Below are 12310 nucleotides of genomic sequence, written 5' to 3' on the forward strand. Positions count from 1 at the left end.
CCACAAGATCACCACTCTGCGGGTCGCCAAAATTGGGGGTTTCGGTGCGCCGGAAAACTCAATACGTAGAGGGCGAGCCATAAAGTCACCAAATTAATCAGAACACCCCTTCCAACCTAGCACACTTCACCAGCGTGTCAAATGTAAGGCCTGACCCCTTTAGCTTGGTCTCGCACGCTCTAAATTCGTCAAATTACTGATTTTCCCGCCAACCATTTAATACCTAATCAACCCGGGCAAAAGCTACTGGACTAAAAGCCTAGCAAGAACTCACTTTCTCAATCTTTGGGTGTCCTTTATTTAACCCCTCATTGGGTGTCCTCTATTTAACCATCCTTTTGGGTGTCCTTTATTTAACCATCCTTTATTTATTTCACCCTCCGACAGACCCGAGGTGATTCACGCCTTACATTAAGCACCTAGTGTTATTGCTTTTGGTATAACCACTTTACACTTTGTATAACGGTTTCAGGAAAGGCGGTAACATGATCTCCGTTAGGATAATGTTGATGAATGTTAATAAAATTGTCTTCGCGCGAGGCTAAAGCGGACACCACTTTTTCTATATGTTTACCCAAGTCGATTTCCTCTGTTCCTCGGCTGATCATGACATTCCTGGGAGGGAGTCCAGGTGCCGGTTTCAAATTTATCGCCATATCGCTGAGCTCAGGCACGTAATACCACACAGATGGGCTACCTAATAGGTAATTGTTAAATGTGTCGGGCTGTGTGAGTAGTATATAAAAGCCGAACAGGCCCCCTGTCGAGTAACCAAAATATGTACGATTATTGTTTTCGGCACGATAGATTTCTTCCACTCGCGGAATCACATTATTGCGAATAAAAGTTAGATGTCTACTGGCTTTTCCAGGTTGATATTTGGCCTGAATCTCCGGGTCATCAGATTTTTTGAAAGTGTAATCTGGAAAGCGACTGGCATGTACCCCTACCTCATTCTTCTGTTTTTCCGTAATGTCTTTTCGCCAAGATATGCCAACAAGGATAACATCCTCGAAAATGTAATAAGTTGAGGATGACAGCGCTTCGATAGCCCACATTGCATCGGTAAAGTAGAGGACGGGGTAGTGTTTATCCTTGTTGTCGTAATAGTTCTTGGGTAGCTTTACATATAACTCGTAATCGGCGTTGGTAAGCGGGTCACGGATGGGCACAACTTGTGTGTGTGGCATTTGGTATGCCTTATAGTCCGTCGCTAACACGCAGGCTGGTAATCCGAGTAGTAATACTGTCAGGTAGATTGCTTTGATGTTCATATTCTTGGTCACCTGTCTTAAAGATTGGTGGCGAAACCGCTCTTTGTTGTTTAGTAGGATCAATAGGGAAGTTGGTTGAAACCAATGTTAATCAATACCAAGAGGGGATGCCTGAGGTTTGCCTGATTTCTAGCTGATGTTTGTCTGTTGTTGGAAATCATATTAATATCAATCGGTTATGATACCGTTCTTACAATAATCTGACGCATTGCGGCCGGGGTCGTCGTAGTCAGCAACGGCTTTTGAGTGTGAGAGATATGACAGCACAGTATTGGGTGGGAGAGTTTTGTGTTGACCTCACCAGGAACCAGATCTCCTACGGTGGACAGTCGCAAACCCTCGCCCCCAAGGCGCTGGCGGTGCTGACCTGCCTAGCGCAGCACCAGGGCAAAGTGGTAAGTCAGGATGCCTTATTATCCAGCGTCTGGCAGGGCGTCGTGGTGTCCCCGAATACCTTACAGCGCAGTATTGCTCAACTGCGCCGCGCGTTGGGTGATGATGGCAAAGGCCAGCAGCTTATTAAAACTCATGCCAAGCAGGGCTATAGCCTGGAGTGTGAGGTCAAATGGTGTGCTGACGCTGCAGAGGAGTCCGGGGTATCGCCGACGATTAGTACTACGCCGGACCCCGCCACTCACTCCACACCAACCGAAAGCAAGGCGGCACAGTCGACCGGATTTGCGTTCTTGCCCCAGTTGGTGGTGGGAGGTGTGCTTCTGGTAGTACTGGCGGTAGTAGGGTATTTCTATAGGGAAGAGGGGCCGCAGCCGATTGTGGTGGAGTCTATTCGATTGCTGACGGCCACGGATGATAAGGAATTCGACCCCAGTTATAGCCCTGACGGCGAACACATCGTATTTCACCGCTATCGGGATAAATTATGTGATAACCGGCTGTGGGCGCTGGACACTAACTCGCGGAAGGAAACTCTACTGACCCCTGACTGGGCGGCCTACGGGCCGCACAGTTTTTCTGAAGACGGCAGCAAACTGGCCTTCCTCGCGACCGAGGCCTGTAACCAGCCAGTAACACAGCGTAATTGCTATGACCTGGTCAGCCTTGATTTTAATGCGGCGCTACAGAGCCCGCAGCAGCCAGAGGTGGTGCTCAGCTGTAAGTACACTGATGTAAGAAAACCGCAGTGGCTTAACAATCGCGATATTGCGTTGCTACAAAAGCAGACAGATCGCTGGGTCTTGATGAAATACTCGACCCATACCAATACCAGCACAACGCTCTATTCCTTAGCAGGTGGTAATATTCTTGATTACCTATACTCCCCAGTGAAAAAACGCTTTGCCGTTATAGGTATGCGCAGTGATGGGAGCTATCATATAGATATGCTTACACCTGATGGCCGTCGGCTTTCCAGTCACCCCATTCAGCGGCCAGAGGGCATGTCACAGTACGGTGGCATATACCCAAGTTTTGACCCGGTGAATGATCGCCTTATCTTCAGTACTGGACGGCAGCTCTTTACCCTGTCTTATGAAGGCAAGATATTCAAAATAAACACAGTGCTTACCGATAGAATGTATTTGCCAGCCTTTCACCCGCGTGGCACCAGTATGCTGATGATTAAGGGCCCCTATGATACCGATGTGGTGTTACGTTCCTTTTCGAATCTCGGCGATAGCGGTGACGCAGCGGTAGGCAGACAGTATGTAACTTTTGAACGATCTAATGTGGGTGACAGCCAAGGCGCATTTCAGCCCGGTGGCGACCTGATAGCCTTCCGCTCGGCACGCTCTGGCGAAGAACAAGTGTGGGTAAGCGATGGTCAGGGCCCAAGGCAACTGACCGACTTTGGTTTAGATACCTATATACGCGGCATCAAATGGGCGGCAGATGGCCAAAGCCTATTGGTTAACGCGAATAACATTCTTGTACAGGTGGGTCTGGATTCTAGTGCTCAGACCTTTGACGTACAACATCCTGTCTTACAATTGTTACATTGGGATAGCGTCAGCAGTAAAATTCTGGTTTTTGCGCGTATAGCAGGTGTTAAAAAGCTCGTTGAGTATGATTTTAGTAGCGGCGCATGGCGAGTCGTTTCAGACAAAAATATACTATGGGCTCAGAAAGATGCTGATGGCCGAATAATTATCAAAGATGAGTTGGGCCAGTTCTGGCAGCCGGGCCCGGTTGAATATCAGCCGATTGAGGTGCTATCTGGCAGAGGCACAGGCACAGGCAGTGAAACCTTTGTCGTACGAGATTACCTATTGTTCGCCATTAATAGTCATGATGAATTGTGGTCCTATAACCTTAAAAATGACGAGTATACTGTTTTGGGCCCGCTTGAGCCGGGGTGGGAAGATCTGACTGATGTGAACCAGGAAACAATATTACTGAGCATGAGAGTCTCCGCGAAAAAAGAAGTCGTCGAAGTTATTTTAGGAGAATAGCGGCCTTGCTAGCGTTAGGGGATGAAGGCATCAGAGATTTTTTTGTATCTACACCCAGAGTCCTGTCCGAGAAGTTCGGAGCGAAATAGGGACAGATTTATTTTTCTCACTTACCTACGACAAGCTATCCCTTTGAAAATAAATCTGTCACCTTTTTTGATTCTGTCATATCGAGCGACGCTTTGGCCGGGCCATCGGCCCCGTTGCCAAAGTCAGTGAACTGTGTGAATCACTCAATCTCAACTGGATATACGGCATCAGCCAGTGCCGACGGCTTTACCCACAAACCGGTTGATGCCAACTCGCCATAAAACCCTTTGTGCTCTCAAGGGCATAATCTCGCACGCTCTAAATTCGTCAAATCACTGAATTTCCCGCCAACCATTTAATACCGAGTCAGCCAGGACAAAAGCTACAGAGCTCACAGCCCTGCAACAACATATCCCTTCAATCTTTGGGTGTCCTTTATTTCGTTAACCGTGGTCTCGCACGCTCTAAATTCGTCAAATTACTGATTTTCCCGACAGCCATTTAATACCGAATCAACCAGGGCAAAAGCTACTGAGCTCAAAGCCTAGCAAGAAATTACTTCTTCAATCTTTGGGTGTCCTTTATTTGCTACCATCAAAAAAATACGACACTGCTAGAGCTTGCACAAGTACGACAGCGACACCAAAACCTAGCCCAAACACTATACCTTGCAGGAACTTTTTAAAGAGTCCTTTCATGTGTTTACATGCTCCGCATTTTAATAGTTCTTCTTTTATGATGACAAAAATATCGGGACCATCCATTGCTGTTTGATATTCTGCATGTATATTGTAGGGCCCTTGGGGTTTCCTTCCTCCGACAAGCTATTCCATAAAAATAAATCTGTCACCTTTTTGCTCTCAGGCTTTCTGGGTGACGGCTTGTTGAAATTGGCGGCGGCTACGATTAGCATGCATACAGACTGCTCCTTGGTGACGGTGGACTCTTTGATCGGAAAAAGTCTCATCATTGGAGCAGTTTTTTTGTATCTATATCAAGTGCTTATGCTTAAGTAAGTGCCATTCAGACCTGACCCCGACCTTGTGCTGAGACAACTCCAAACAACGAAAACTGGGACACCAAAAACTTGACACCAATTTACTGAATTACCCGCCAATCAGACAGCACCTAATTAATCAGAGCAAAAACTACGGGCCAACTAGGCGTGGTAGCGATCAACTTTTCAATTTGTGGCTGTCCTGTATTTTCCCATCCCTATTTTTCCAACCTCCAACTCTAAATGTTGCTCTATATGAAAGGTTAACCTAAACCTTAGCATACATCTGAATTGATGAGGAGAGTTTACTCAATTATACATTCAGCCTCTTACGTCTACTCCTTAGATCCAGTAAATACCACTTATTGAATTAAGCAAACCGCCCCGGTATTACGAATTCATAAGAACGAAAATCTAAACTTATTTTTGACAGAACATTTAAATTTATAATTGATAATTTTCTTCTGATACTCATCTATAGAACTAAACTTATCACTCAACGTAGGAATCCGCTTCTTATAAGATTGAACTCGATTTTTGACGTAATTACGATCTAAAGATACTAACTTCGCAAGAGAATCATAGCTTACTTTTAAAGAGTCTCTTGTGATTTTAGCAAACTCCTCATTCGTCCTTCCTATACCAATTACTTTACGATATTTTTTAATTAATCCTAAATCAATATTGTACTCCGCAAGATATTCAACATGGGATAGAAAAGACTCAAATTCATATATTATAAAATCAACCCCCTCAATAACATCTTCCGTAGAAAGTAGATAATCAGCTGCCTCTTTCTCACCAAGAAGTTCAATTAAATCACTATGTATATCAGTAGAGTTTTTTAGCTTTTCATTAAATTTTTCATCACTAGCGATTTTATAGTGAACTTTATCTTTAAAAGTAAGAACATCAATCAATGTATTATAGTTCTCAATCATTCCAATGATTCTGTCCAACCTAACCCAATCAGTCATCTTTAAAAGCTCGGGACAACTATCGGTTTGAACAAAAATATAGGATATTTTTGAAACGTCATAATCTATTTTCTTTGGGATATTGATTTGTAGAGGAAGGACTAGCATTCGCTCCAAGGGGGATTTAGTGAGACGATGAATATATCTGTTTTTATATGCTTCTAACTTTCTGCTATTTTTATAGACATTTACTATTAATTCATTTAAAAGATCTAACTTTTCAAGATTAGACGAAATTCCGACTTTATATTTAATGACCGCGAAAGCAACGATAACCCCAAGAATAGCTGAAAATATATGGCTAAAGTCGAAACTCTGGTTTCCAGAGGATTCTATCACTTCAATTAACTCAGCATAATTCATTTGCATTTATGATCCACAATAAATAGGAGTATTAGGATCGCCCATTAGGCTATTTATCAAACACAGCGATAATATATTTTCCCGCTTGCGCGGGAAATCGTTAATCGACACGTTTTTTTCGCAATTGGTTCGGCGTTTATTCAATTATCACCAGACGAAGTTCCAGGGACAGTTTACTCAATCTAGAGCAGCTTCCCCACCAACCAAAAGCATCCTGCTGATTATTATACTTTAAGCCACTTCCGAACCAGTACTGCCGATTGCCTTAGACAGCTCGGAGGAGGAAGCCCCTAACGCCAACAATGATTTAGTCAACGCGTCAATCGACACACTCGAATCGCGGGCCTCCAATTTGGCAATGCGCGATTGGCTTGTTTTTACTCGCTTAGCCAACGCTACCTGACTTTTTTCTGGCTTTTTCGACGCTTTCTTAAGGCATTACCGAGCGATATTTTCACATTAATATAAGGTGACTCTTCGGGCGTTAACCGGAGAAAATCAGTTGCGTCTCCAACTACCCAGCCGGCCGCTTCTAGTTTTTTGCGTTTATCGGAACGCATGGTCGTACCTCCTGAATAATTTATAACCGCAAGCATGCCATATTTGACATATCATAAATAGCCCAGCACCTGACTCTGAGCGCGATGGGCAGACATGGCTCTATTCCCGTACCCGTTCTAACTGGACTTAATATGGACTTAAGTATCAGAAGCCACTCTAAAACACTCTAGGTTTCAGCTACGAAGCGTCACCTCCCCATCGCAGCCAGCCGAACGCAGGTAGATTTGGTTGGTTAATCGCGCATGGACGCGCGATTAAGGAAAAACGCGTGGGAACGCGATTTTTTCCGACCGGCCAAATCTGCCGGAGCGAGGGAACCCGAAGGGCTGAGATGCGCGGGGTGCGCTTTTTCGTCCCTTTTTGCCGCATAGGAAAAAGGGACTCGCCATCGCCCGGCGATAGAGGGCGGGAAGTACGGGATAAGGCTTATTTGAGGGGGATTGGAGAGATTTACGACTAGCGAGAAAAGAGCATAGTGGAAGTGGATATGAGTTGGGTACTCTGGCGACAGCCATCGTGCCTAGCGGGATGCATGGCGCACTCAGCCCAGGCTGCCCTCTCTGCCTCTGCGAGGCATTCACCTAGTCCCTGTGCCCCACCCTGCGGGCGACTCCGTCGTGTAAATTCGCTCCCGGCGAATTAGTGGTCGCTCCTGCGCTCAGCCCAGGCTGCCCTCTCTGCGCTTGCAGCGCATTCACCTTGTCCCTGCGCCCGCGGCAAAGCTGGCCCCGCGAGCGTAGCGAGTGTATTGGGTCTTCGTGCATCCATGCCCATCAAACACGCTGGTGTCAGCGGTCTCACCCGACTAGATCCACAAACAAAAGCCCCCGTCCAATGGACGATATCTATCGTAGTGGTGGGACTTCGACGATTCGCGGGATGCACTCGGGCCTCGGCCCAGGCCGCCCTCTCTGTCTCTTCGAGACATTCACCTTGTCCGTGGCCCTCCCCCTCCGGGCAGCGAAGCTGTGCAAAATGGCTGTCCTGCCATTTACAGGTCGCTCCTGCGCTCAGCCCAGGCTGCCCTCTCTGCGCTTGCAGCGCATTCACCTTGTCCATGCGCCCGCGACAAAGCTGGCCCCGCGAGCGCAGCGAGTGTATTGGGTCTTCGTGCATCCATGCCCATCAACCGGAGCTAAGCCTCGCTCCCGCTGAGCTTTCAGCGAGACAAATAAAAAACCCCCGTCCAATGGACGATATCTATAGTAGTGGCGGGACTTCGACGATTCGCCTAGCGGTGGCCGCTCCTGCGCTTCCATGCGCCCGCGACATTCGTGCATCCATGCACATCAACCGGAGCTAAACCTCGCTCTCGCTGAGCTTTCAGCGAGACAAATAAAAAACCCCCGTACTCTCGCGAGTACGGGGGTTTTTTATTTGTTTGGTGGAGCCTAGCGGGATCGAACCGCTGACCTCAACACTGCCAGTGTTGCGCTCTCCCAGCTGAGCTAAGGCCCCAAAAGAGGTGCGCATGATAGGCTCGAGACCGAAAGCTGTCAAGGCTTTTACCTGAGAAATTTCAGCCAGTTAGCTTCTGTGTACAGAGTGCGGTCAACTTGCTGTTTTTTCCAACATTTGAGGATATCCCCTAGTTACGCCCCCTTACCCTTCAAGCCCCCAACAGACCTAGCTACGGAGTATTACCCCCATCGCAACCAGCCGAAGGTACGCTGATTTTGCGGGTGAATTGCACACGGATGTGCAATTCAGGAAAAGCACCGGGAGGTGATTTTTTCCGACCCGTAAAATCTGTGTGCATTCGGGGACCCGCAGGGCTGAGGTGCGCGGGTGCGCTTTTTCGTCCCTTTTTGCCGCACAGGAAAAAGGGACTCGCCATCGCCCGGCGAAATAGGGCGAAAACCTCAGTCGGCAGATTGCCCCAAAGCCATAAAGGCTTTCTCCAACTTCTTAAGCTGCTTCTTCCCCGGCTCCCCAAGTACATTAATCGCCTGACGCAAACGCGCGCGGCTCATATCCGGGCCCAGCAGGGTCATGGAATCCATCACCGAGAAAGACGCGGTGGTGCCGGCAATGGCCACGAATATTGGCGCCAGGAAGTCTTTGAGTTTGATGTCCATCTGCCCGGCCAATTCCTTCAGGGTATTGAAGATGGCGTCGCGCTCCCAGTGGCGCAGGGCTTCTAAGCGCCAGAGGGCGAATTGCAGCAGTTGCTTTTGCTCGTCCAGCTCTAGCTTGTTGGCGGCAAAGTGGGCTTCGGTCAGCGGCAGAGCACCCGCGGCCAAAAAGGCCACCAGCGGGATAAAGTCGCCCAGGGTTTCCATGCGCTGCTGCGCGTGGGGCAGCATTTGCATGAGATTGTCGCGGTTGAGCGCCCACTCGGTAAGACGGTCCGCCAGGGCTTCGGTGCTCAGGTCTTCGCGAATCCACAGGCCGTTGAGCCAGCTCAGCTTTTCCACGTCGAAAATTGGGCCGCCGAGGCTGACGCGATTAATATCAAAGTGCTTCTGCATTTGCGCCAGAGAGAACTTCTCGCTTTCATCGGGCATGGACCAACCCATGCGGCCCAGATAGTTAATCACCGCCTCGGGCAGGTAACCGGCCTTTTGATAGTACAAAATGCTGGTGGGGTTTTTGCGCTTACTGAGCTTGGATTTATCCGGGTTGCGCAGCAGTGGCAAATGACACAGTACCGGCGCCTGCCAACCAAAATATTCATAAAGCTTTAAGTGCTTAGGTGCGGAGTTAATCCACTCTTCACCGCGAATCACGTGAGTAATGCCCATTAGGTGATCGTCCACCACATTGGCCAGATGATAGGTCGGCATGCCGTCGGCTTTGAGGAGCACTTGCATATCCACCTGTGACCAGTCGATTTCAATGTTGCCGCGCAACATGTCGTCAATGACGCAGACGCCCTCTTCCGGCAGCTTCATGCGCACCACATAGGGCTCGCCGGCATCGAGTTTGGCCTGTACTTGTTCGGCGCTGAGTTTTAAACCGCGGCCGTCGTACTTGGGTGTTTCACCTCGCGCTTGCTGTTCGCGGCGCATTTCGTCCAGCTCTTCGCCGGTGGCAAAACAGTAAAACGCGTGGCCTTTTTCGATCAGCTCATCGGCGTACTGTTTGTAGATATCCATGCGCTCGCTTTGGCGGTAAGGGCCGTGATCGCCGCCCACATCCGGGCCTTCGTCCCAGTCGAGGCCGAGCCAGCGCAAGCTGTCGAGAATCGCCTGTTCCGATTCCGCGGTGCTACGAGTTTGATCGGTGTCTTCAATGCGCAGTAAAAACTGGCCGCCGTGCTGACGGGCAAAACACATATTAAACAGTGCAATATAGGCGGTGCCTACGTGGGGGTCGCCCGTGGGCGACGGAGCAATACGAGTGCGAACGGTCATAAGAGTCTCTTGTGTCGGTTCTGTCTATAAATTTACAAAGGCCTGCCAAAGTTGCTCGCCACTAATTACCTCGAGCGTGCGTGGGCGCTTGGCTTGCCCTGCATTAACGGTGGCCGAATTATCCGGGTGGCGGCACAGGCGCTTACCGCACATATCGCAGATATAGCCCGGCGCCACAATATGCACCGAGCGCGGGCCGGTGGCACCGATTAACGCGGGGTCCGTCGGGCCATAGGCCGTCACCGTGGGCTTACCCAACGCGGCGGCAATATGAGCAAGGCCGGTATCGTTACACACGGCGCCGCGGCTTGCGTGCAGTAGGCCCGCGAGTTGCGTCAGGCTCATACGCTCTAAAACTTTGGCGTTGTCACGCCCTTTTGCAATAGCGTTGGCCGCTTCGCGCTCGGCCGGTGAGCCCCACGGCAGCAGCACATCCAACCCCTGTGCGGCGGCTAAATCAATCAGCCCCTGCCAGCTGGTATTGGGCAAACACTTGGTGGGCCAACTGGCGTTGGTCACCGCCACAATATACGGGTTTTGCGTCACTGTTTGCGCCGGCCAGCTTTGTTCCGCCAAGCCAAATTCGGGGGCAATGCTGGGCCGCTGGTAACCGAGGCCGGCGGCGAATAAATCGCGCCAGCGATCCACCGCTAAAATATCTTGCGCCACCGCAAAGCGGCGCTGATAAAACCAATGGGCGCCGCGCTCGCGCACCGAGTCGGCATCCGGCCCGGCGCGTAAACCGCGCGCCATACGCGTCACCGAGGCACTTTTAAAATTGGTTTGTGCATCCAACACCAGGTCGTACTCAGTGCGACGCAGCTCTTGCCAGTAGGCTTTTAATTCGCCCGATTTCCAGGCCGATTTTGGCGACTTTTTCCAGCGCCGATGCGCCGAAACAATGGTGCGCTCCACCGCCGGATGCCAGGTGGGCACCTCGGCAAAGGCTTCATCCACCGCCCAGTCGAAACGGATACCGGGAATAGCGCGCACCGCATCGGAAACCGCGGGCAGCGTCTGCACCAAGTCTCCCATGGAGCTGAGTTTAACGATCAGTACTTTCATGCGCGATTGGCCGGCCGTAAAAGCGCGCCATTGTAGCGTAAACACGGGGGTGCGGGATATGGGTTTGGTGGTGAAGGGGAACGGGGAACGGGGAACGGATAATGGTAAACGTGAACTGGGGACAAAGCTGGTGGCTCTGCGCAACCCATTGCCCGTCAACCGTTCGCCGTTGCCCGTCAACCGTCAACCGTCAAACTCCCCATCGCCTCCCCCAAATACTGCCACACCGCATCCACGGCGCGGTTGCGCGCTTCGCGCCCCAGGCACACCAGGTGAATGGGGGAGGCTTCGGGGTGGCGCCAGCCGGTGAGTACTGGCACTAAGCTGCCCGCAGCCAGCTCTGGCTGAATAAGTAGCGGGTCGACAAACACTACCCCTAGCCCCATTGCCGCCAGAGCCGCGAGCGAGCGGCCATCGTCGCCGCATATGGCATCGTCTATGGCGACGTTGACAGTGTCACCATCGTTGTTGGCAAAGGTCCAGTGGTCCATCGCGAACTGAGAGTTTTTGAAAAACAAACACGGGTGCTGGGTGAGCTCGCGCGGATTCGTCAGTGGTTTAGCCCGTGCCAAGTAACTTGGGGCGGCGTAACACGCCCAGGACTTTTCGCCAATTTTTTTGGCCACCAGTGACGAGTTAGGTAAGTGCCCTACCCGCACGGCAATGTCCACCCGCTGGCTAATTAAATCCACCACCTCGTCGGTAATATTAAACTCCAACGCCACCTTGGGGAAACGCCGTCGCAACTCGGGGATCACCGGCAGTAAATAGCGCTCGCCAATTAAGGTGGAACTGCTGATTTTAACCCGGCCGGCGGGCTCGGCCTGTTGCGCCATTTTCAAACTGGCGGCGCTGTCCAACACGCCCTGCAGTGATTGGGCCGAAACCAACAGGCTGGCGCCCTCATCGGTCAGGCAAAGCTGGCGGGTACTGCGCTGCAATAAGCGCTGGCCCAGCGCCTCCTCAAGCTGGCTGACTTTTTTACTGATGGACGAGCGCGGCAAACCCAGCGCTGTCGCCGCAGCCTGAAAGCTGCCCAGCCCAGCCACCCGCGTAAACACGTACAGCTGGGGCAGGTGTTGGTGCAACAGACGCACAATATCGACATTCATATTCTTTCGTTCCCCGTTCCCCGTTCCCCGTTCCCCGTTCCCCGACAATTATTTCCCATCCAGAACCATTAAGTTTCCACAATGGTGACTTATCGGAAACAGAATCCCAATTTACACTTGCCTGCAATGAAAACGCAAGTTCAGTCCAGCCCCATAAGGAGATCCCC

8 protein-coding genes and 1 tRNA gene are annotated in these 12310 nt (G+C 50.5%); 1 reads left to right on the forward strand and 8 read right to left on the reverse strand.

Annotation, left to right across the window (positions count from 1 at the left end; genetic code table 11):
• Nucleotides 1-425: 425 nt before the first annotated feature.
• Nucleotides 426-1274, reverse strand: coding sequence for an alpha/beta hydrolase (locus tag QWI17_RS01700; RefSeq protein ID WP_302720755.1), 849 nt, complete (start codon nt 1272-1274; stop codon nt 426-428).
• A 257-nt stretch (nt 1275-1531) separates the two neighbouring features.
• Here QWI17_RS01700 and QWI17_RS01705 point away from each other — a divergent pair, with 257 nt between their 5' ends.
• A complete protein-coding gene (locus QWI17_RS01705; protein WP_302720756.1) occupies nt 1532-3682 on the forward strand; it encodes a winged helix-turn-helix domain-containing protein in 2151 nt (716 codons plus the stop codon).
• 1425 nt (nt 3683-5107) lie between these two features.
• On the opposite strand, the gene QWI17_RS01710 is transcribed toward QWI17_RS01705, so the two are convergent.
• The 7 genes from QWI17_RS01710 to QWI17_RS01735 form a co-directional block, all read right to left on the reverse strand.
• Entirely contained in the window at nt 5108-6055 is a 948-nt protein-coding gene (locus QWI17_RS01710; RefSeq protein ID WP_302720757.1) for a hypothetical protein, read from the reverse strand.
• A 225-nt stretch (nt 6056-6280) separates the two neighbouring features.
• Entirely contained in the window at nt 6281-6442 is a 162-nt protein-coding gene (locus QWI17_RS23585) for a hypothetical protein (protein ID WP_368045320.1), read from the reverse strand.
• A 2-nt stretch (nt 6443-6444) separates the two neighbouring features.
• Complete coding sequence (locus QWI17_RS01715; protein ID WP_302720758.1) at nt 6445-6609, reverse strand: hypothetical protein; 165 nt, start codon at nt 6607-6609, stop codon at nt 6445-6447.
• A 1383-nt stretch (nt 6610-7992) separates the two neighbouring features.
• Nucleotides 7993-8068, reverse strand: a tRNA-Ala gene (locus tag QWI17_RS01720).
• Nucleotides 8069-8472: 404 nt separating this feature from the next.
• Nucleotides 8473-9966, reverse strand: coding sequence for a glutamate--tRNA ligase (gene gltX, locus QWI17_RS01725; RefSeq protein WP_302720759.1), 1494 nt, complete (start codon nt 9964-9966; stop codon nt 8473-8475).
• Between the two features lie 24 nt (nt 9967-9990).
• Nucleotides 9991-11031 carry a lipopolysaccharide heptosyltransferase I gene (gene waaC / locus QWI17_RS01730; protein WP_302720760.1) on the reverse strand — a complete coding sequence of 347 codons (1041 nt, stop codon included), beginning with the start codon at nt 11029-11031 and terminating at the stop codon, nt 9991-9993.
• Between the two features lie 176 nt (nt 11032-11207).
• Nucleotides 11208-12143, reverse strand: a complete 936-nt coding sequence (locus QWI17_RS01735; protein ID WP_302720761.1) for a LysR family transcriptional regulator — start codon at nt 12141-12143, stop codon at nt 11208-11210.
• Nucleotides 12144-12310: the final 167 nt, after the last annotated feature.

Source organism: Gilvimarinus gilvus, assembly GCF_030518155.1.
Taxonomy (GTDB): Bacteria; Pseudomonadota; Gammaproteobacteria; order Pseudomonadales; family Cellvibrionaceae; genus Gilvimarinus; species Gilvimarinus gilvus.

Bases quoted from the DNA above. Each gene is read 5' to 3' on its own strand.
- QWI17_RS01700 (WP_302720755.1), bottom strand. From the start codon at position 1,274: ATGAACATCAAAGCAATCTACCTGACAGTATTACTACTCGGATTACCA.
- QWI17_RS01705 (WP_302720756.1), top strand. From the start codon at position 1,532: ATGACAGCACAGTATTGGGTGGGAGAGTTTTGTGTTGACCTCACCAGG.
- QWI17_RS01710 (WP_302720757.1), bottom strand. From the start codon at position 6,055: ATGCAAATGAATTATGCTGAGTTAATTGAAGTGATAGAATCCTCTGGA.
- QWI17_RS01715 (WP_302720758.1), bottom strand. From the start codon at position 6,609: ATGCGTTCCGATAAACGCAAAAAACTAGAAGCGGCCGGCTGGGTAGTT.
- gltX (WP_302720759.1), bottom strand. From the start codon at position 9,966: ATGACCGTTCGCACTCGTATTGCTCCGTCGCCCACGGGCGACCCCCAC.
- waaC (WP_302720760.1), bottom strand. From the start codon at position 11,031: ATGAAAGTACTGATCGTTAAACTCAGCTCCATGGGAGACTTGGTGCAG.
- QWI17_RS01735 (WP_302720761.1), bottom strand. From the start codon at position 12,143: ATGAATGTCGATATTGTGCGTCTGTTGCACCAACACCTGCCCCAGCTG.